Source organism: Tessaracoccus caeni (assembly GCF_029211185.1).
GTDB lineage: Bacteria > Actinomycetota > Actinomycetes > Propionibacteriales > Propionibacteriaceae > Arachnia > Arachnia caeni.
In genome coordinates this window covers 130570-151487 of record NZ_JARGDO010000010.1, presented here as the reverse complement: position 1 = coordinate 151487, position 20918 = coordinate 130570, and the positions used below count along the sequence as shown (strand labels likewise).

Annotated in this window: 19 protein-coding genes and 1 tRNA gene; 14 read left to right on the top strand and 6 right to left on the bottom strand. The window is 66.2% G+C overall.

Annotated elements, in window-relative coordinates; translation table 11 throughout:
* Window position 1 precedes the first annotated feature (1 nt).
* The 6 genes from P0D62_RS10915 (at window position 2) to P0D62_RS10890 (ending at window position 5537) form a co-directional block, all read left to right on the top strand.
* Window positions 2-529: a hypothetical protein gene (locus tag P0D62_RS10915; RefSeq protein ID WP_144317198.1), complete on the top strand. Its 528-nt coding sequence runs from the start codon at window positions 2-4 to the stop codon at window positions 527-529.
* Window positions 526-2322 (top strand): type IV secretory system conjugative DNA transfer family protein, encoded by a 1797-nt coding sequence (locus P0D62_RS10910; RefSeq protein WP_144317199.1) that lies wholly within the window; start codon window positions 526-528, stop codon window positions 2320-2322. The genes P0D62_RS10915 and P0D62_RS10910 overlap by 4 nt, the downstream gene beginning before the upstream one ends.
* A 58-nt stretch (window positions 2323-2380) precedes the next feature.
* Window positions 2381-2836 (top strand): single-stranded DNA-binding protein, encoded by a 456-nt coding sequence (locus tag P0D62_RS10905; RefSeq protein ID WP_259804123.1) that lies wholly within the window; start codon window positions 2381-2383, stop codon window positions 2834-2836.
* Between the two features lie 12 nt (window positions 2837-2848).
* On the top strand, window positions 2849-3433 hold the full coding sequence (locus P0D62_RS10900) for a hypothetical protein (protein WP_211346259.1): 585 nt from the start codon (window positions 2849-2851) through the stop codon (window positions 3431-3433).
* A complete protein-coding gene (locus P0D62_RS10895; RefSeq protein WP_144317201.1) occupies window positions 3433-3651 on the top strand; it encodes a hypothetical protein in 219 nt (72 codons plus the stop codon). The genes P0D62_RS10900 and P0D62_RS10895 overlap by 1 nt, the downstream gene beginning before the upstream one ends.
* 182 nt (window positions 3652-3833) lie before the next feature.
* Window positions 3834-5537 (top strand): recombinase family protein, encoded by a 1704-nt coding sequence (locus P0D62_RS10890; RefSeq protein ID WP_275702587.1) that lies wholly within the window; start codon window positions 3834-3836, stop codon window positions 5535-5537.
* Here P0D62_RS10890 and P0D62_RS10885 read toward each other — a convergent pair.
* Window positions 5497-5569: transfer RNA gene (locus P0D62_RS10885), tRNA-Leu, on the bottom strand. The two genes, P0D62_RS10890 and P0D62_RS10885, sit on opposite strands and share 41 nt — an antisense overlap.
* A gap of 129 nt (window positions 5570-5698) precedes the next feature.
* Between P0D62_RS10885 and P0D62_RS10880 the strand changes: the two genes are divergently transcribed.
* Window positions 5699-6214 carry an NfeD family protein gene (locus P0D62_RS10880; RefSeq protein ID WP_275702582.1) on the top strand — a complete coding sequence of 172 codons (516 nt, stop codon included), beginning with the start codon at window positions 5699-5701 and terminating at the stop codon, window positions 6212-6214.
* 52 nt (window positions 6215-6266) lie between these two features.
* On the top strand, window positions 6267-7781 hold the full coding sequence (locus tag P0D62_RS10875; protein ID WP_275702581.1) for a flotillin family protein: 1515 nt from the start codon (window positions 6267-6269) through the stop codon (window positions 7779-7781).
* Window positions 7782-8133: 352 nt separating this feature from the next.
* On the opposite strand, the gene P0D62_RS10870 is transcribed toward P0D62_RS10875, so the two are convergent.
* Window positions 8134-10626, bottom strand: a complete 2493-nt coding sequence (locus P0D62_RS10870; protein WP_275702580.1) for a 5'-nucleotidase C-terminal domain-containing protein — start codon at window positions 10624-10626, stop codon at window positions 8134-8136.
* 233 nt (window positions 10627-10859) lie between these two features.
* A complete protein-coding gene (locus P0D62_RS10865) occupies window positions 10860-11462 on the bottom strand; it encodes a hypothetical protein (protein ID WP_275702579.1) in 603 nt (200 codons plus the stop codon).
* Between the two features lie 150 nt (window positions 11463-11612).
* On the opposite strand from P0D62_RS10865, the gene P0D62_RS10860 reads away from it, so the two are divergent.
* The 5 genes from P0D62_RS10860 (at window position 11613) to P0D62_RS10840 (ending at window position 14675) form a co-directional block, all read left to right on the top strand.
* Window positions 11613-12038, top strand: a complete 426-nt coding sequence (locus tag P0D62_RS10860; RefSeq protein WP_275702578.1) for a hypothetical protein — start codon at window positions 11613-11615, stop codon at window positions 12036-12038.
* Window positions 12031-12471 (top strand): hypothetical protein, encoded by a 441-nt coding sequence (locus tag P0D62_RS10855; RefSeq protein WP_275702577.1) that lies wholly within the window; start codon window positions 12031-12033, stop codon window positions 12469-12471. The genes P0D62_RS10860 and P0D62_RS10855 overlap by 8 nt, the downstream gene beginning before the upstream one ends.
* 66 nt (window positions 12472-12537) lie before the next feature.
* On the top strand, window positions 12538-13119 hold the full coding sequence (locus tag P0D62_RS10850; protein ID WP_275702576.1) for a hypothetical protein: 582 nt from the start codon (window positions 12538-12540) through the stop codon (window positions 13117-13119).
* Between the two features lie 56 nt (window positions 13120-13175).
* Window positions 13176-13748, top strand: a complete 573-nt coding sequence (locus P0D62_RS10845; RefSeq protein WP_275702575.1) for a type IV toxin-antitoxin system AbiEi family antitoxin domain-containing protein — start codon at window positions 13176-13178, stop codon at window positions 13746-13748.
* A gap of 69 nt (window positions 13749-13817) precedes the next feature.
* Window positions 13818-14675 carry a nucleotidyl transferase AbiEii/AbiGii toxin family protein gene (locus P0D62_RS10840; protein WP_319947003.1) on the top strand — a complete coding sequence of 286 codons (858 nt, stop codon included), beginning with the start codon at window positions 13818-13820 and terminating at the stop codon, window positions 14673-14675.
* Between the two features lie 192 nt (window positions 14676-14867).
* On the opposite strand, the gene P0D62_RS10835 is transcribed toward P0D62_RS10840, so the two are convergent.
* Together P0D62_RS10835 and P0D62_RS10830 are read right to left on the bottom strand one after the other, a co-directional pair.
* Window positions 14868-15968: a hypothetical protein gene (locus P0D62_RS10835; protein WP_275702574.1), complete on the bottom strand. Its 1101-nt coding sequence runs from the start codon at window positions 15966-15968 to the stop codon at window positions 14868-14870.
* 327 nt (window positions 15969-16295) lie between these two features.
* Window positions 16296-16673, bottom strand: coding sequence for a sulfate permease (locus P0D62_RS10830; protein WP_275702573.1), 378 nt, complete (start codon window positions 16671-16673; stop codon window positions 16296-16298).
* A 262-nt stretch (window positions 16674-16935) separates the two neighbouring features.
* Here P0D62_RS10830 and P0D62_RS10825 point away from each other — a divergent pair, with 262 nt between their 5' ends.
* The gene (locus P0D62_RS10825) at window positions 16936-17133 is read left to right on the top strand and encodes a hypothetical protein (protein WP_017882583.1); all 198 of its coding nucleotides are present in this window, start codon (window positions 16936-16938) and stop codon (window positions 17131-17133) included.
* An 82-nt stretch (window positions 17134-17215) separates the two neighbouring features.
* On the opposite strand, the gene mobF is transcribed toward P0D62_RS10825, so the two are convergent.
* Complete coding sequence (mobF, locus tag P0D62_RS10820; protein ID WP_275702572.1) at window positions 17216-20797, bottom strand: MobF family relaxase; 3582 nt, start codon at window positions 20795-20797, stop codon at window positions 17216-17218.
* Window positions 20798-20918 lie beyond the last annotated feature (121 nt).

The following is a 20918-nucleotide window of genomic DNA, read 5'->3' as shown; positions in this document are numbered from 1 at the left end:
CATGCCCGCGTCTGTTCACCGTGACGAGGTCGAGGCTGTGCCGGTCGTTCTCCCGCTCGTGGTCATCACGATCACCGACGACGGACGCATGACGGTCACCGTCGACGGCGTGCCGTTCGAGCCGGAGCCGTTCGCGCCTCCGTGGCGACGAGAGGACTTCGCCGCCGTCCTCGACCAGCTCACCGAACAGCGCCGCTCGCCGGTGCGGGTCGAGGTGCGCGAAGCGGACGGAAGCACGTTCACCGACATCATCACTCCGACCAGACGCCGCCGCACCGAACCAAAACCCGCCCCCGCACCTGAGCCACCGGTCGCGAGTGCTCCGCCCGAACTCGTGGCGCTCCACGGCGAGGGGTTCGTGCCGGGCGAGGACGTGGCGATCGCCGTCGTCATCGCCCACGGCGATGCCGCCCCGGACGGCGCGATGCGCGGCCTGCTCACCGCCGACCAGCTCGCCGTGAGCCCGACCCGAGAGGTGATCCTGCTCGGCCGCGTCTCCGGGACGCTCACGATCGGGCACCCCGAATGACCACCCCGAGGCCGACGGGATCGCTCGGGGACGAGCTGAGCAACCTCGGCATCGGCCTCCTCATCGGCGCCGCGATCCTCGCCGCCATCCTCCGCGGCGCCGGCTCGGTCGCCGCGTGGATCACCGGGACCGGGCAACCCGCCGGCGGAGTCGAGGCCGGGTTGGGCGTGCTGCTCAACCCCGGCGACCCGGCGGCCGCGCTCGGCGCACCCGGTCTGAACGTCGTGGCGTACTGGATCACCGCCGCCGTCCTCATCCTCGCCGCCGCTGGCGCAGGGTGCTGGGGGTGGCGGTTCTTCCGCGAGCACGGCCGACAGGTCAAGAACGACCCCTACCGCATCCCCGGTATCGCCACCCGCACCGAGGTCACCAAGGCCGCCTCCGAGACCGCGCTGCTGCGCCGGGCCGGGCACCTGCGACCCTCGCTCCACAAGCCGACACCGGAGGACGTCGGCTACCGGATCGGCCAGTCGCGCGGCAAGAGCGTGTGGGCATCGGTGGAGGACAGCATCCTGCTGATCGGCCCGCCCCGGTCCGGGAAGGGCGCCCACATCGTCATCAACACCATCCTCGACGCACCCGGCGCAGTCGTCACCACCTCGACCCGGCCGGACAACCTCACCGCGACTCTCCGCGCCCGCGAGCGCATCGGCCCGGTCGCCGTGTTCGACCCACAGCACCTCGCCGAAGGCATCCCCGCAGGCCTCAGATGGTCACCCATCCGCGGGTGCGAGGACCCGCTGACCGCGATGATCCGCGCCACCGGACTCGCCGCCGGCACCGGCCTGTCCGCAGGCGGAGTCGAAGGCGGCGGGTTCTGGGAAGGCAAGACCCGCACCGCCCTCCAAGCCCTGCTCCACGCCGCTGCCCTCGACCGTCGCCCACCGGGTGAACTGTTCCGGTGGACCCTCGACCCATCCGCCGCCGCGGACGCAGTCGCGATCCTGACAGCGAACCCACGAGCGGCTGTCGGGTGGGCGGAGTCGCTACAGGCGATGATCGACTCCGACCCGAGAACCCGCGACTCCATCTGGCAAGGCGTCTCCCTCGCCCTCGCCGCCCTGGCGGACCCGCGCGTGCTCGACGCCGTGTCGCCGCGCGAAGGCGAGAACTTCGACCCCGAAGCCTTTCTCCGTGCCCGCGGAACGCTCTACCTGCTGGCGACCGGCGCCGGCGCCAACAACAGCGCGGCGTTGGTGGCGGCGTTCGTGGAAGACGTCGTGGAAGCCGCCCGCCGCATCGCCGCCGGAAGCCCCGGCGCGAGGCTCGACCCGCCCTTGCTGCTCGCCCTCGATGAGGTCGGCAACCTCGCCCCCTTACCGTCACTGCCCACGCTCATGGCCGAAGGCGGCGGCACCGGGATCACGACCATGCCCGTACTCCAAAGCCTCGCTCAGGCGCGGGAGAAATGGTCGGAGAACGCCGCCGGCGCGATCTGGGACGCCTCCATCGTCAAGATCATCCTCGGCGGCGCTTCCAACAGCCGCGACCTGCACGACCTGACCACGCTCATCGGCGAGCGCGACGAGGTGACCGACTCCACCACGGTCGGAGACCACGGCTCCCGCTCCGCGCAACGCTCCATCCGGCGCGTCCCGATCATGCCGCCCGACACGATCAGGACGTTGCCGTTCGGGACTGCGCTCGTGCTGCTGCGCTCCGCGCCGCCCATAGTCACGAGGATGCGGACCTGGCTCGACCGGCCGGATGCGAAGGAACTGCGGGCCGACCGGGCCGGCATCGAGGCGCTGCTGCAACGCCGTCCGCTGGAGGAGCCGGGCGCACCTGCCTGACACAAGGGCGGCCCCGGCTGTGGGGCCGCCCGTCGATGTCAGAAATGAGGACAGTCCGATGGCTCTCCACACGCAGGAATCCCTCTCCGGGTTTATCGCCTCCGACCCGCAGCTCACCTACACCGAGCGCGGCGACGCGCGCCTGTACGTCAAGATCGGCCAGGAACACTACCGCCGTGAGGAGGACGGGTCGTTCACGCAGACCGAGACGACCTTCCACGACCTCGTCGCGTTCAAGAAGACCGCCGAACGCGCGCACGACCGCCTCGCCAAGGGCGACAAGTTCGTCGCAGAGGGCTACGTCCGCGAGTACGACCACACCACGCCGGACGGCGAAGTCGTCAAAGCCGAGGAGTTCGTGGCGAAGAAGCTCGGCCACGACCTCGCCCGCACCCGCTACGAGGTCAAGCGGACCCGCCGCCAGCCCGCCGTCACGCGAGAAGCCGCGGGGCAGTCCGTCGATGCCGAGGCGCGCCGCGAGGCCCGCAACGCCGCACCGGCGCTCGGACTCTGACCGGCGGTGACCATGATGAACGAGAACGACAGCGACGCGCCGGACCTGGGTGACGAGCCCGACCTCGATGAGGCGCCCGAGGAGTTCGAGGGGTCGTTGCTGCCCGAGCCGCCGCACCCTATCAACTGGAACCTCCTGACGAGCGAGGAAGCCGAGGCCGAGTGGCTGGAGCTGAATAAGTGGGTCAACTGGCTCCGCACGACATATGGTCTGCCCGCATCGGTGGTGCCGCCGTTCTGGCACCGCCACCCCGAGCTCGTCTGGGAGCTCTCGGCCCTGCACCTGCACTGGCTGGCCGCCTACGACAGCGAGCAGAACGCCTCCGCGCCGCTGGGCTGGCACCGCGACTTCGCCGACGCCAGACAGCGGCTCAGGGATTGGGTCGCCGCCTGCGGCACCCGCCTCGACCGAGACCGCCCCACCCGGCAGACCGTCTGGCCCGGCGAGGACCCGGCAGAGCCCGTCGAGGACCGGATCATCGCCAACCGCGACGAGGACTTCGTGCAGTTCGTCCTCGATGACGTCGCCGCCCGCAAGCAGGCCGAGGACGAGTTCTACGCCGGCCTCGACCCTGCCACTGGGGAGTTGCGCGACTGATGGGCACCTACGTCAAGAAGACCGACCGGCGCCGCTATGAGGACCGTTCATTCTCCGTACGCGCGGTACATCGCGAGGACGCCGACTTGCACAAGCTCGCCGAGGTTCTGATCCGGCTGACCTTGCAGGAGACCGGCCGATCGCGCGCCGAGCGTCGCGCCGCCGCAATACCGGAGACCTACCGTCCGGCAATGGTCGCCGACCAGGCATCCGGGTAGAATCGAGCACAAGCAAGCCTCGCGTCGACGTGGTGTTGTGGTCCCAAACCCCGCTCCGGCGGGCAACGTTTACGTGGCCGTTCCGGCCTAGTCCTAGAGCTTTCGGGCTTCCTCTCACGATCAGCACCCCTCGGGCGTTCAGCCCGAGCGCGAGGGCCGAGATTTCGTGAGAGCAGGCCCCCATGAGTACCACGTCCGCGCGCACTCCAGACCCGGTGCGCAGTCTCATCGAACCGCCCCAGGGCACCGCACTCGCGGTGTCCTACCTGCGCGTCTCCACCAAGGAGCAAGCCGAGAAGGGCGGCACCGATGAAGGCTTCTCCATTCCCGCCCAGCGCGAGGCCAACCGCCGCAAGGCCGAACAGCTCGGCGCGGTCATCGTGAAGGAGTTCATCGACGCGGGCGAGTCCGCCCGCAAGGCCGACCGGCCCGAGCTGATGCGGATGATCCAGTACGTCAAGCGCAACCGTGTCGCGTACTGCATCGTCCACAAGGTCGACCGGCTCGCCCGCAACCGCGCCGACGACGTAACGATCCACCTCGCCTTGCAGGAGGCCGGGGTCATGCTCGTCTCCGCGACCGAGAACATTGACGAGACCCCCAGCGGGATGCTGCTGCACGGCATCATGTCCACGATCGCGGAGTTCTACTCCCGCAATCTCGCCACCGAGGTCATCAAGGGCATGACGCAGAAAGCCGCCACCGGCGGCACGGTCGGCAAGGCACCGATCGGCTACCTCAACATCCGTTCCCGCGACGAGCTCGGCCGCGAAGTTCGCACGGTGCAGCTCGACCCCGACCGGGCACCGCTGATTGAGTGGGCATACAAGGCATACGCCTCCGGGAACTGGACCGTCAGCCAGATCCACGACGAGCTGACGTCGCGAGGGCTGGTCAGTCTTCCCACCCCGAAGCGGCCCTCGAAACCGCTCGCTGTGTCCTCGGTACACCGAATGCTGACGAACCCGTACTACAAGGGCGACGTGATCTACCGCGGCGTCGCCTACAAGGGTGCGCACCAGCCGCTCGTCCCGGCCGAGGTCTGGTACCAGGTGCAGTCCGTCCTCACCGCGCACAAGAGCGCATCCGAGGCAACCCAGGTGCACGACCACTACCTGAAAGGCACCGTCTACTGCGGGGCCTGCGGGTCCCGCCTCATCGTGTCAAACGCGAAGAACCGACACGGCAACGTCTACCCCTACTTCGTCTGCTCAGGGCGGCACTCCAAGCGGACCGACTGCACGAGGCAGGCCATCCTCATCGAGGACGTCGAGCACTTGATCGAGAACTACTACCAGCGCGTGCAACTCACCCCCGCCCGACGCGAAGCTCTGGCCGGGATGCTGCACCACGAGTTCGACCGGCTGATGTCCGCCGAAGCCGACGAACTCGCCCAGCTCACCGCGAACCGCGACCGCCTGGAGCACGAGCAAGACCGGCTCATGCAGGCCCACTACGCCGACGCGATCCCGCTCGCCGTCCTCAAACGGGAACAAGACCGCATCGCCGGAGAACTCGACCAGGTGAACCGCCGCCTCGACGCCCACCACGGCGAGTACACCGACGCCCGCGCGCACCTGGACGACGCCCTGAACCTGTTGGAGAACTGCGCCGACATCTACGCCCGCTGCGACGACGCCAACCGGCGCCTGTGCAACCAGGCCTTCTTCACCAAGGTCTACATCGAGGAGGACGACGAACTGCGCGTCGAGAACAACCGGCCCTTCGAGATGCTGCTCGACCCCGAGGTCAACGCCGACGCGCTCACCTGGGCAGAGAACGCCGACAAGGCCCGAACCCCAGCCCTTGATTCCTCGGGCCAAGGTTCGAGCCTTGTGCGTTGGGTGCCCCCGACGGGACTCGAACCCGTACTGAAGCGGGTTTAAGCCGCCTGCCTCTACCGTTGGGCTACGAGGGCGTTGACCCATGATCCTAGTGCCCAGACGCGCCGAGCACTGGCACGAGACCGGAGGTTGCCCGGCGGCCGTTGGATCCCGCCGCTAGACTAGGAATGACCTAGCCAGAACCGCCTAAGGACGTGGGACACATGACTGTCTTCCTGATCATGGGAGCCGTCGGGGTGGTTCTGGTGCTCACGTCGCTGATCTTCGGCGACCTGATCGACGGCGTGTTCGACCTCGATTTCCTCGACGGCGACCTGTTCTCCCTGACCAGCCTCGCAGCTTTCCTGGGGGCGTTCGGATTCGGTGCCGCTATAGGGCTCGGGCTGACCAGCCTGATGTTCGTCGCCCTCGCCGTCGGCGCGGTAACCGGCGTCGCCGCCACCGCGCTCGCCATCTGGCTCACCCGCTTGCTCCGGCGCGACGAGTCGGCCTCGTCGTTCAAGACGTCGTCGATGATCGGCCATCCCGGCATCGTGATCACCGCCATCCCGGAGGAGGGCTACGGCGAGATCCGGGTCAGCGTCGGAGGGCACGTGCGCAAGCTCACCGCCAAGGCACCGGGCCCGCTGATGGCAGGCACCGAGGTCTGGGTCTCCGAAGTTATCTCCCCCACCGCCGTCGCCGTCCAGCCCGCGCACGAACCGCGCGAGCTGACCTAAGAGGCCACGCGCCTCCCCATACCTGGCAAACCAACGCAACAGAAAGGGCGCCATGTTTGACCTGAACCCCGTACTCGTCGCCGTGATCGGGCTGATCATCCTCGTGATCTTGATCGGCGGGCTCATCGCCAGCCGATACAAGGTGGCCAAGCCTAACGAAGCCTTCATCATCACCGGCCGCAAGGGCAAGGAGGTGCGCAATCCCGAGACGGGCGTCGTCTCCACCGACCTCAGCGGCCAGAAGGTCATCATGGGCGGCGGCGTCTTCGTGGTCCCGTTCATTCAGCGCCTGCACGTGCTCGACCTGTCGTCGCGCCGCATCATGGTGACCATCCGCAACGCGGTCTCCGGCCAGGGCATCAAGCTCACCGTCGAAGGCGTGGCGCTGGTGAAGGTGGGCGGCAATGAGGATTCGATCCGCGCCGCCGCGCAGCGCTTCCTGTCTCAGCAGGAGGAGATCGAGACCTTCACCCAGGAGACGCTGGCCGGATCGTTGCGCTCCATCGTCGGTTCGCTGAGCGTCGAGCAGATCATCCGCGACCGCGCCGCCTTCGCACAGCGGGTCACCGACGAGTCGGAGGCCTCGCTCACCGGCCAGGGCCTGGTGCTGGACACCTTCCAGATCCAGGACATCACCGACGACGGCAGCTACCTGTCCGACCTGGGCCGCCCCGAGTCCGCGAAGGTCGGCCGCTTGGCCGCCGTCGCCGAGGCTGCGGCTCGCCGAGAGGCAGAGCAGGCCCAGATCGCCGCCGAGCAGGAGATCGCGATCGCGCAGCGCGCGCTCGTGCTGAAGCAGGCCGAGATCCAGTCCGAGACCGACGCCGCCCGCGCTACCGCTGCGTCCGCCGGTCCGCTGGCCCAGGCCGACCGCGATCAGGCCATCCTGATGGAGCAGGAGAAGGTCGCCGTCGCGCAGGCCGCCCTGAAGGAGCGCCAGCTCGACACCGAGGTTCGTCGTCCGGCCGACGCCGAGCGGTACCGCGTGGAGACCGAGGCCGAGGCGCGCCGCAACGCCGCCATCTTCGAGGCCGAGGCCCGCAAGGCCGCCGACATCGCCAATGCCGAAGCGGCTGCCGAGCAGGCCCGTCTCACCGGTATCGGCGAGAAGTCCCGTCGTCAGGCGCTGGCCGAGGCGGAGGCCATCGAAGGCGCCAAGCGCGGCGAGGCCGAGAAGGCCCGTCGTGTCGCCGAGGCCGAGGCCGTCCGAGCCGAGGGCGAGGCGAAGGCAGCGGCCGTGCTGGCCGTCGGCCAGGCCGAGGCCGAAGCGATGGACAAGCGCGCCGAGGCGTTCAAGCACTACAACGACGCCGCCGTGCTGCAGATGCTGATCGAGGCCCTGCCGCAGATCGCCAGCGAGGTCGCCAAACCGATCAGCAACATCGACACCCTCACCGTCGTCTCGACGGAGGGCGCCGGCGCCATCCCGCGTCAGGTCACCGACAACCTGCTGCAGACCGTGCAGCTGGTCAAGGACACCACGGGCTTCGACCTCACCACGATCCTCGAGCGCTTCGCGGGCCAGACCCCGGAGACGGTCAAGGGCGAGGTGGCCGAGACCCACTGATCTCCAGAACCACGGAGGGGGCGTGCCGATCGGCACGCCCCCTCCGTCGTCTTCGGCTTGCCTCGCGCTGAGCGGGAACCTCTACTTCGCCAGCAGCGCCGTACAGCGCGCCTACCGCGAGCTCGAGGCGCAGAGACTGATCGTCTCGCGGCGCCGACACGGCACGACGGTGGCCGCCGCCGCTACGGCGGCTGGAATGACCCTCCAACAGCTCACGGACCTGGTCCAGGCCAGCTATCAGCAAGGCAGAGCGGAGCACTGCGCACACGAAACGATGAGTAACGCACACTCGACGCCTTCACAGCCCGATATGGGGCCGGTAGAGGCGTCGAGTGTGCGTTATTTGTCATTCTTACCGCTTACCCACCTTCACGGACTTGGACGTCGCCTTGGCGGAGACATAACCGCTGCGGCTGGCCGTCACCGTCACCGTCAGCTTCTTGCCCTTGGCCAGCCACGTCAGCTTGTAGCTCGACTCGGTCGCTTCCTTGATCGGCTTGCCGTTCAGCTTCCACTGATAGCGGTACTTCAGCCCCTTCTCAGACCAGGTGCCAGGCTTGGCCTTCACCACGTTGCCCACCTTCGCCTTGCCGGTGATCTTCGGTTTCGAGGTGTTCTTGATCGGCTTGGCCTTCACCGTCACCGACTTCGACGTGGCGGACGTCGTCACGACACCGACCGCGCTGGCCGTCACCGTCACCGTCAGCTTCTTCCCCTTCGCCGATGTCGGCACCGTGTAGGCCGACTTCGTGGCGCCCTTGATCTTCTTGCCGTTCAGCTTCCACTGGTAGCTGTACGTCAGCCCCTTCTCGGACCAGGTGCCGGAGCTGGCCTTCACCTTGTGGCCGACGGCCGCCTTGCCGGTGATCTTCGGCTTCGAGGTGTTCTTGACCGTCTTGGCCTTCACCGTCACCGACTTCGAGGTGGCGGAGGCGGAGGTGAACCCCTCCTTGGCCGCCGTCACGGTAACAGTCAGCTTCTTGCCGGCGTCCCCCTTGGCCACTTTGTAGCTCGACGAGCTGGCACCCTTGATCGCCGTGCCGTTCAGCTTCCATTCGTACGCGAAGCTGACGCCGGTCTCGGACCAGGTGCCCGGGTCGGCCTTCAGGGTCTGCCCCACCACGGCCTTGCCGGTGATCTTCGGCGCGGTCAGGTTGGCGATCTCCTTTGCCGGCGGATCGACCACCGACGAACGACCCAGCGCCGGCGGGGACACCGACGAATGCGCGGCGAAGTAGTCGACGGCCGCCTGCAGGTCGACCTGGCCCGAATCGGACACGTCGGCGCCCTCTGAGAGGGTGGTGAAGTTGTCGCCACCGGAGGCCAGGAAGGAGTTGACCACCACGCGGTAGCTGGCCGACTCGTCCAGCGGTGCGCCATTGAAGGTGATGTCGACGACGTGGCTCCCGCGAGCGGCATCCGCGACGTAGGTGTACGACAGGCCCTTGGAGATACCCAGCGCCAGCCTGGGACGGGAGGCTCCTTCTGGTTGCCACTGCTCCTCGAGCACCTGGCGAATCTGCGCGCCGGTGAGGGTCATCGTCACCAGGGTGTTGGCGAAGGGCTGGACCAGCGCGGCCTGCTTATAGGTGACGCTGCCGTCGCTGCCGTACAACAGGTCGGCCCGCAGGCCACCGGGATTCATGAACGCGATCTGGGTGGGCGTGCCGCCGTAGTTGGGATTCTCACTGGTCGCCCACAGTTGCATGTCGGCCACCAGGGATCCGAGGCTGGACTCGGAGCCGCGATCCTCAGCGCCCCCGGCGGATGCCCGAGTGATGTCGGCAGTAATATTCGCCACCACCTGCGAGCCCGGTCCTTCGGCCGCGGTGACGGCCGCATTGACCAGCTCGACGATCGAGGGGGTCGGGACGATCGCCGGAGCACCACTCCCGTTGACGAGGACGACACCCGAGGTCGCCGAGCGCACGGATCCGTCATCAGGGTCGACGCTCAGCACGACCTGAGCAAGATGCGTGGCATACGAGCCGGCCTGGATCACCTGACGCCCACCGATCTCGCACTGGTAGACCCTGTGCGTGTGCGCGGAGAAGATCACGTCGACGTCGCTGCTCGCATCCCGCACCAAGCCGCCGAAGTTGGTGGCCTCTGTCGCGATCGCGGAGCAGTCCGTGTTGTCGGAACCGTCGTGGACCAGCGCCACCACGATGTCCGCCTCGCCATTGCCCTCGTTGCCGTCAGAGAGCTGCGCAGCGACACGGTTGAGCGCGGGCAGCGGATCGCCGAAGTCCACGCCCGCGATTCCGGCGGGAGCCACCAGCGTCGAGGTCTCACTGGTGACCAACCCGACGAAGCCAAGGCTGACGCCCCCCACATCGAGCACGTAGTACTCCTGCAGGGCAGGTGCGTCGGTGCCCTTGTTGTACACGTTCGCGCCGAGGTAAGGGAAGACGGTCTTGCTTCGATCGGTCGCCAGATCCTCGACGCCGCCGAACTCCGTCGGAATACGATCGAGCAGGTCGGCGAAGCCCCGGTCGAACTCGTGGTTGCCGACCGCGCTGACCTCGAGACCCATGGCGTTCAGCACGTCGATCGTCGGGTTGTCATAGGCGATGAACGACTCGAACGTCGAGGCGCCGATGTTGTCACCGGAGGAGAGGAAGACTGTATTGGGGTTCGCCTCCCGCAGTTCCTCGACCTTGCTGGCCAGGCGTCCCGCCAGTTGATTGTCGGGCGCCGACCAGATCCGTCCGTGGAAGTCATTGATGCCGAGCAGTTGGATCTCAATCGGATCGGCAGCTTGGGCCGGCAACGCAGCCAGCATCGACGCACCCATCGCCAGCGCGGTGGCGCTGGCCAGGGTTCTGAGTGGATAACGAGACATGTGCTTCCTTCGTCGTAGGACGCCGCGACCCGACCCCGACATTGGGGATAGAGCCAGTGGCACTGCTCCGCTCATTCTTACCCACTTCACAGCGCACCGCACCACCCTTGGAGGGAAATCTCGGTTACGTCCCGGTGACGGTGCCCAGCTACGACGACGCTATGCCGCGGCCCGAACGCGAGGCGTCGACATCGTCGACCTGGGTCTCAGACGGGCGCGACAGCTTGCCTGATTCACGGAGCGATCTGATCGTCCTGACCGGCCTGATCGTCTTCAGTGGTCGTGGCACGCTCGACGGCCGCGGCGTGGTCGACGGGCGGGAAGGTGGACAGTTGGATGAACCCGGTGATCGCGGTGATGCCGGCGACCGCACCCCCGAAGAGCGCAAGCGGGAACAAGGCTGAGGTAGCGGACTCAGGCGCGTTGTCGTCTACCGTGTTCCCGGCCTGCGAAGCGACGTAGACGATGGCGATCACCGCGATGATCGTCGAGACTGTGGTGACCAGGCGCCACGTCTCCCGGCTACGGCCCTGGCGCGCCTTCCTCTCTTCCAGAGTGAGGCCGACCCGATCGGCTCGACTCAGCAGCTCGATGGCCTGCTCGCGACTCAGTCCCAGTTCCGCCAGCATCTTCCGCTGCGGCGCAGTGATGAGAATGCCAAGGGCCGTACCCACGCCGGTCAGCGCGAGCGGCCCGCTCAACCTCAAGCCAGGGAACATCGCGACCATGATGATCGCCCCAATGATCACGCCGACCACAACCACACCCAGCCACATCCGCTGCTGTCGAACGCTCTCCCTCAGCAGCACGACAATCTCGGCCTCGTCCTTGTCCATGTCGGCTCCCTCCGCTGGTGTCGAACGACACCCTACTGACGACCGCGGGGCATTCGAGTGCCTCTGCCCGACTCAGAAAGACTCCTGTCTTGACACATCTGAGATACAATACGTACGTCACGTACATCAAGTACGTATACAGAAGGGGTGATGAACATGCCATTGGTGGCGGACTACCCGACTTATTCGCGAGCACGAGCACATCTGAAGGACGTCCTCGACGCAACCGCCCGGGGCCGAACCGTCACCCTCGCCCGCGACGGCGAACTCTCAGCCGTCATGCCCGTTCACCGTCTCCGCGACTACCTCTACCGAACACTCTCCCCCCGGATTCGCGTGCTCTCCGAGGATGGTCGAGTGATCGCGCTCATGGAGGACCACCCCTTCGTGTCGGAAGGCCCCGATGTGGACGGCGCGCTCGCAGATCTGCTGCTGTCGCTGCGCGAGTACGCGGAGGATTGGGAAGATCACCTCAAGGATGCCCCCAACCACGCGGATGCCTGGGCGCTGGTGCAGCTGGTGAAGCTGTCCACCGACGACGAACTGCGGGATTGGTTCGAGCGCGGCGGTGAGTGAGAAGCACCCCGCTGCCACCCGGGAAGACCACGACAGGTTCTGCGAGATCGAGGGCTGGGTTCTGACTCGCGGCGCAACCGGACGACCCGTGCAGCACCACCGCACTTACGAACTCGCACTGTGGGACGGACGCATTCTGCGCACGCGAATCTCCCGCCCCGTCGATCGCACCGAGTACGGCGCATCAATGTGGTCGCATATCCTCCGAAACCAGCTCGACGTCACGGCGACGGAGTTCTGGGCCTGCGTCAAGCACAAGACGCTCCCCGATCGCGGGGGCGCCCCAGCGCCGGCCGTGAAGAAGGCCGTCCCGCTGTACCTGTTACGAGCCCTCCGCGACCTCGGCGTCCCTGAGCAAGAGATCCTCACACTCGGTGCAGCAGACGCCGCATCCCTGCACGCGAAGCTGCTAGCCGAGCAGCAAGATACCTAGTCGCGAGCAAACTCAACGGCCGGGTTGGGTTCAGGCCGCGTAGACGCCCGGGAGTACATTGACCAGGTGATCTCTCGCATCGAGAACGGACAGCTCGACTGGTTTCAGTCCTGGATCGAGACCTTCGACGCGTTCCCATCCGACCACTTCGATCGCTTTGTCGTGCTCTTGCATCCCGGCACGGCCCTCGTCTCCGACGACCGCTTTCCGTTCGCCTCTCCCAATGTCCATCGCACCTCGGACGACCCGCTCTCCGACGAGCAACAGGCGACGCTGGACCAGATACTGCTCGACACTTACGACCCCGACACCGAGTGCCACTTCGCGCTGTACGCCGGTTTTCTCGGAGACCCATCCCAAGCCGCATCGCGAGGCTTCAACACCCCCGAGACCACCTGGCACCCCGGACGACTCAACTACGTTCTATACTCGGCACCCTTGCGCGAGAGCGTCTTCGGGACCGTCCTCGAACCCTGGGCAGCGCAGTGGAACCTCTTCCTGGAGTTGAGCTACCTGTGGCCGTCAGACCGCTCCTGGTTCCTCTCGTCCACAGCGGACACCGCCGTGACCATCATCGGCTGCGACGACGCCCTCGCCCAGAAACTCCTCGCCAAACCGAGCCTCGACGCCCACGAATGGCGCCACTGATCACCAACCCAGGCGGACACGATGTCAAAAGTAACCCATTTTGGTATACTTTTGACATGGCTGAGGCATTGACGTACCTAGAGCGACTCCGCGAGATCGCGCTCGATCAGCACGGGTTTGTCACTGCTGCTCAGGCCGTCGAAGAAGGCATCCCGAAGACCGAGCTTCCCAAGCTCGCCTCACGAAACCGTGTCGAACGCATCACCCACGGAATCTATCGAATCCCCCAGGTTCCCGCGACCCCCTACGACAACTGGGCGCTGGCCGTCCTCTGGGCCGGAGCCGAAGAAGCGTGCCTGTCGCATGACACCGCACTCGCCGCATGGAATGTCAGCGACATCAACCCCGACCGCATCCACCTCACCGTGGGTCGGCGACACCGACTACGACGCACCGGCGGCGACCGCTACGTCATCCACCACCGCAACCTTCGCCCGGATCAGCGCACCTGGCGGGAAGGCATCCCGGTCACCACCCTGCCGACAACCATCGCCGACTGCATCGAAGCAGGCACCCCCACCTACCTGATCCGTCAAGCTCTGGAGCGCGGCGGCCGCACCAGCCTCCTTCCCCGCGACGATCACGAACGGCTAACCCAGCTACTTGAGGAGCGCCATGACCAGCACTGACCCGGGCAACCTCTCCGCTGCCGTCGGAACCCTCCGCCCGAAGAGAAGGCACCGAACTCGGCGCGAGTCCTGAATGCCTGGATCGCACAGGCCGAGCGGCAGCTTGAATCCGACGGTGGCCGTCTCGGCTGGCTCGTCGCGTCAACCATCGTCACAGCGGCGCTACAGCAAGCAGTGGACGGACAAGGCGAACCGCTGTTTCTTCTCAAGGGCGGGACGCTCCTCCAGCACCGCCTGCCAGGCCTCACACGTACAACGACGGACCTCGACGGCCTTGTCCGGGGTGATCTTGATCGGTTCTTTGAGGTGCTCGACGATACGCTCCGCCAGCCGTGGGGACCATGCGTCTTGCATCGAGGCCCGGTCGAACAGATCAATGTCCCCCACCGGCTCGTGAAGCCCAGACGCTTCGACATCACGGTCGCACTGAATGGCGTCACCTGGCGACGCGTTCAAGTTGAGACCTCTCCCGACGAGGGCCTGGCCGGCAGCTCAGCGGAGCGCATATCTCCGCCCGCACTGGTCGGGTTCGGGCTGCCTTCCCCAGACCACCTGGCAGGACTCTCTTTGCGATACCAGATTGCACAGAAGGTCCACGCCTCCACTGATCCGCACAACCCTCCAAGTTCCGTCAATGATCGCGCCCGCGACGTCGTCGACCTGATTCTCCTCCGAGATCTTGCTGAAGCAACCGGGCAGCCCAAACTGACAGAGATACGCGACGCCATCGAGGACATCTTCCGAGCCCGAGCACAAGAGGCCGAAGCCACAGGAGCCACACCGAGGACCTGGCCCGCACGCCTCGTCGCTCATCAACATTGGGAGATCGACTACCGCTCGGCCGCCGCATCAGCGTCGGTTCCGATCACATTGGCCGACGCTGTTGACCAGGTCAACGAGTGGTTTAACCAGCTAAAAACCGCCTAGCCCACCAAAGACATGCCCGGGGGGAGGCGCCAAGGGCGACGAAGTGAGCCACGGAGCGTCCGCACTGAGCAGGCACTGCGCGCTACAAGAACCGGCACTGACAAACCCCATAGGGACGAGCACTCAGAGCCGGTACACACACGATTTCGGGATTCTACCAAGGCAGCAACTCACTCCCGAATAACCTTCCGCTCACGCCAATCTCTTGACCGCATTCTCAGGGTGCAGCATTGCATCGAGCACTGACTGCCTGAACCAGCCGGGCGAAACATTGGGGAGTTCACCCTGCGGAACAATAATTACACCTACCTTCCGAGAGAGAACGGTATTCACAATCCGCACGAGCCGATCCGTTCGTTCAGCAAATTCCTCATTGCTCAACTCACGCCGGGCTGATAGGCGCTGATCACTCTGCGTTTCTTCATCCTCGACAATAACCAGACATAACGACACTGACTTTGCTACTGGAGGACGACCCGCTCGCTGGATTTGGACCTGCCCCTCAGGCACGTCACGTGCCGCGATCGCAACAGCAAGCATCAACTCACGCATCCGCTGATGCCACATGAGGGATCTCCCTACAAGTTTAATCTCCATCGCAAAACTCGTCCAACGCGAGGAATCGGCTGCGATAGCAACGAGGTCGAGGATCGGAGCATCCACGCCACCGACACGCATCCCTGAATCAACACTATGCGTGTCTGAAAACGCTTCACTCAGCAGCCTCCCGACCCGAGTCTCAGCCTCACGAAGAAAATCGCGGCGAGCTCTATATCTGCCATCACCTTGGGCTCGTGACGCCGCAGGCCGAGGCGTAGGTGATTCGCGGACGATGGAGACTTCCCCCTCCTTCTCGGCAGCTTCCTGTACACCCACACTCCCCTCTTTCGCCTCGGCTTCGAGTTTCTCTTCACGGTCATCAGCCGAAGCTTGCGTCATATTTCCGAGTTCTCTGCGCTGACGATACGCCTCATCCTCATCTGCGTCCTGCTTCTTCTGACGGTCATGCCATGCCCAGAGCCCGTAGACCGTAAGCAGAAAGCCTCCCGCGAACAGGCCCGCTGATACCCAGGGATAGTACTGGATGATGAACAGATACTGATCCGCACGCTGAGCGAGAGCGATGTCGACGATCTGCGATGCAGGCGTTCCGGGACGCACTTCAGGAACCACGGCGCGCAGCACGAACCACGGGAGCGCTACAGATGCCGCAAGAAGCACCAACCCCACAGAGGACACAAACTTATAAAAGCTGCTGAAATCCAGCTTCATCGGCCCGAACGATCCGCTCATCTGCCCTCAATCTTGAGTTCGACGCCCTATCAGCAGCCAAACAGGTCACTCTTCGCGGGAAACTTTACAGGCCCCAACCCGATAACCGCACCACATATCCACAACGCGACACCGAAGCGACTCGATGGGAAACACCGGACACCCGGATGCCGGGGTAAACCGGAACATCCGACGCCAGAGACACGGGACTCAGAAGTCCCAATTTTGACAAGAGGCGCGGAATCATGCGGTTTTCTGAGCCCGTCACTACCTGTATGCCACCTGCGTGCCACTCGCGTCGGAACCTGGTTCCGTTCGCCTGAGCGAACCGGTGACACACTACGAAGTTTACTCGTCATTGCTCGCGGGCGCGGGGTTCTTTGTCGCAGGGACGCCCTTCTTGCGGTCGCCGCGGCGTGCCTGCACAGCTTCTAGTATGCGAGCCTTCGCTAGCTTAAGAAGGCTGACCGGCCCGAGCACGAGGAACACGGTTCCCATGACGAGGCACCACAGCATCGGCAAGCTGAGCAAGGCGTCACCGCCTTGCTCGATGAGCCCTTTGAGGAAGTTCGCGAGGAAGTAGTACGGGGCGGCGACGAGCATCGCGGGCGTGCCCCACTTCAATCCGTCGCGACGGAGGATGCGAGAGATGAGCCGAGGGCCGGGTGCGTACCTCGCGAGGAAGTAGTAGCAGCGGACGACGCCGGAGAAGATGGTCGAGAGCATGAGAACAGCCCTTTCAGATCACTCGGCAGTGAGTCATTTGAAAAGGGCTTCCCGTTCCCGGGTGGCCGTGCCACTACATCCGATAGCGGCGAACGTTTTGTAGAGACTGCCTACGCCTCCACTGTACGTCGGCCAGCGCGGAAGCGGAACCCTCGTCACTGGCCGCCGCCTGGCGATGGTGAAGACGAGAGCGCACCCAGTAGGAGGCGCTACGTTGCGCTGAAGACACATCACCGAACAGACCGAGCGTGGAGATGCGACGATGGACTTCCAAGAAGCGGCAGCGATCGTCACCGCTGATCAGAACCAGAACGACTGGGGCGACGAACCGCCGATGACCCAGGCAGAGGCCATCGAGCACGTGCGCAACATCATGACGCTGGAAGATGTCGTTGACTACGGCGACGAGAACACCGAGGCATACCGACTTGTGCTGTCCACCTCGCAGCTGCCCGAATAGCACTGCTCCCGATACAGGCGGGGGCACCTGAACGGCGCTCTCGCCTTTGTCATGCACCCGCCGATAATGTGCGGGCATTTCATCAGAGTGACCGTGCGCCCCGTCTGGTGAGCGCGTTCGACGCGGCCTTCGGGCGCGCCCGCTGAGTCGTGAGTGCTCGCGCGCGTTGGATCGCTTGCGTGGCGCGGGCCTGGTCGATCTTCTGCGCGAGCCCATCCGGAGCCGGCCCGAGAGCATCGTCACTCGTAATGCCGTATCGGTCACGGTACGCGGCGACCGTGCGCGCATACCGTACCCAGGCCTCCTGCTTGCGTGGATCATCCGGCCGCGCCCCGAGCGCCCGCACCCACGGCGCACCATCTGCCGCGGCTTGCTCAGCGATGGCCGCGGCGCGTTGTTCGATGAGCTGATGCCGTTCCGCGAGCGCCTGCCGCATATCCGGTTCCGTGATGCCGCCAGCGACGGGGATCAGCCCCGCAATCAACCTCGGCACCTGCGCCGCGCGCCCGCTGCTGGCAGGGTGTTCGGTGGCGGTGGCGAGTCGCCAGTGCAGGACGGAGGCGATGTCGTCGGCGTCATCGAAGCCCCGAGCCCTCACCAGGCGTGGGAGAAGCCGGTCAACGTCGTGATGGTTCGCCTCGGCCCGGCGGAGTTCAGCGACGAGGGCGTCGAAAGTATCGGAGTCGAGCACGGCGCCTACTTGGGCGGTGGTGAGGCCAGATGCACGTATGAGGGTGGCCCAGCGGTCGTGTTGAGCTTCGGTGGCGATGGTCTCGTACTCCGCGGCGAGCTGCCGGATCGACCCCCACTTCTCCTGCTCCCGCTCGGTCGTCTCGTGCGCCGACAGCTCCGCACCGGAATGATTGAGCACCCCGAACAGCACCCGCCGTGCGGCCTCCTCCACATCCGAGGCTTCGTGCGGGTGCCGGTGCGCGTCGTCTGGGGTGTCGACGGCGACGTAGGCGTAGTTCCCGTCCCTGCCGCGAGTCATGGCGACGTACAGGTTCTCCCTGGTCATCGACGGCTCGACCAGCACATGCGAAGTGTCAACGGTGACGCCCTGGGCGCGGTAGGCGGTGACGGCGTAGCCGAGGTCGAGGTGCTCGGCGACGTAGCCGGCGGGCAGCACGATCGACCCGCCCCGATCCTGGGCGGCGGGCCGGATCGTCACGGAGCCGTCGCGCCGCACACGGGTGATGGTCCACCGGTTCCCGTTCTGCACCCACGCCGACCGTGAGCGGAGATCCCGGCGGTTATCCCGCGTGATGACGACATCCCCGACCGCGGCGGTCGCGCCGCCGTCGAGGGCGACTTCACCACGGATCGGCTGCACGACCCCCGCGAGGATCAGCTCGGTGCGGGCGCGGAGGTTCAGCGCGGTCATGGATTCGCTGGAATCGGTGACGAGGATCGACGCGACCCCCGCCTCCCGGTCGGCACGCCACGCCTCATACGCCAGGGCGGTCACATCCTCGGTATCGCCGCCGGCGATCCGGCCCGCATCCTGGTAGGTGTCGATCACATCGGTTTGGCCGAGGCGGAGCCCGAGGGATGCGATCTTCTCCCACTCGTTCGTGAACCGGTAGATCGTGGACAGCTCCGGGGTGTCGTCGCGGTCACCCGCGAGGAGCCCAAAGGCGCCGGCGGCTTCGACGGCTTGGAGCTGGGAGTAGTCGCCGACGAGCAGGACTTTCGCGCCGGCTTCTTCGGCGATCTTGGTGATGCGGTCGAGTGAGAGGGTGCCTGCGAGGCTGGCTTCATCGATGATGACGAGCTGCCCTGCCCGGAATGACACCCGGCCCAGGTTGTGGAGCGTCCACCATCGTGCGGTGTTCTCCGTCTTGATGCCGAGGTCGTCGGCGAGGACTTCCGCCGCGACCACCGACGGCGCCAACCCCACCACCGACCCCGCCCCGTGCTCGGCTTCCCACGCGCGGCGGAGTGCGTTCATAGCGGTGGTTTTCCCGGTGCCGGCGGGGCCGACCAGCATGTCGAGCACTCGCCCCGATATGGCGATCTTGGTGAGGGCGTCGGCCTGGTCTGGGCCAAGCATCCGCCCGTCCCGATCCGGGGCGGCCGTGACGCGCTCGATCACCGCGAGCGGCAGCGTCGGCCCAGTCAGGGTGCGGGAGCGTTTCAAGAGCCGTGCTTCCGCTTCCAGGAGTTCGGTCGAGGAGTAAAGGGTCGAGTGGCGGGGCCGGAACGCCGAGGTGCCGTCCGGGCGCTGGAACCGTGCCGGGGTGGAGGCGAGTTCGGGTGGGGTGAGGCGCAGCGAGGCGCGCTCGGCCGCATCGACGACCATGCCGCTGACGGCTTCCCGATCCCGAGTCGTCGCGAACCGATACCCCATCGTCTGCCGTGCGGCCTCGGCGGTGAGGTTCCAGCGGTGCCAGGTCGACCGCTTCGCCCCAACGGCCTCGACCACGGAGAGCACGATCGCTTCGATCTCATCGAGCGGCACGTCATCCGCCCGCAGCACCCGCATCATCCCCGCCGGGATCGCCTCGCGCGCCCACTCGCCGGCATCCCGGCCGAGCTTCCTGGTGGCGCGCTTGCGCCATTCGGTCGTGAGGTCGGCGAGCGAGCGCACTTTCTTCTCTGGCCGGGTCGTGAGCGTGGCCTGAGCGCGGAGCTTGATGACCGTCGCCGCCGACGGCTGCCGCCCATGCCGCTGCACGTACTCGGCGATCAGGCGATCCTTCTCCGAATCGATCTGATACGAGCGGGTCGAGAACTCGAGCACGAGGTCTTCCGGGACCGTCGCGATCGCCCATGCCGGGTTCCGGCCCCGGCCCCGCTCGCGTGCCTCCCACTCGACGCCGAGAAGCCGGGTGAGATGGTCGGCGATGACCGCCTCGTGCAACTCGGAGAGCGCGACCGTGGCGGCGTGCATAGGGCGGCCGTCGAGCGACCGCCACTTCCCATCAAGCACCGTGCGCACTTTGTTAGAGACCACCACGTGCGTGTGCAGGTGCGGGTCGTTCGCGCGGGAGTCGTAGTGGTCGTAGGCGGTCGCGGCGAGCCCGAAGGTATCGACCTGGGCGACCGCGCCGCCGTCGGCGCCGGTCGAGCCGACACGCGTGGCAGCGACTTCGCGTTCCATGAACTCGATCACTTCCGCGATCGCCGCGTGATGCGCGTCGGCGATCAGCGCTTGCGTGCCCGCGTCGGCGACCGCCCAGAGCACGGAGGCCGACTTCGGCAACGAGAAGGTGTAGTCGTAGCCTGCGACCGCCTTCCGGGTGCCGCGCTTGCGTTCCTCGTTCTCGATCTGCGCGACAGCCTCCGCGCGGGAGGCAGGGCCGAGCTCGGGGTCGAGGGCTTCGACCCGTGCGTCGACGCGCTCTACCGGGGTCGAATAGACCGGGTAGGCCTGCCCGAGCGGATCACCGGTCACGGGATCTCGGCCCATGCCGATGAGGAGCTGCAGTTGTTCCTCCGACACTTCATCGCCGGTCGTGATCTGACCGCCGGCGAGCTGCGCGATCCCGGCGCCGAGCCACCTGCCGGGCGGGGTCCCGGCTTCGGCGTAGTAGCGCGTGAGCGGTGTGGACAGCGAGCGGTCGCAGTCGCCGGTGACGACGGAGCGCAGGAGGTACTTGTAGCCGTCACCGGCGCTCATCACCCGCATCGAGACCGTCACAGAAGACAGGTGCGAAGCCAAGTCCTGCGCGCCTTTGCCTACGATTCGTAGCCTATGTGTATACAGCAGAACAGGGGTATCACATGTGGCGCTAAGGAGGCTGTGTCGGAGTGGCGAGACCGGGGTGCGAAAGCAGTCGCTG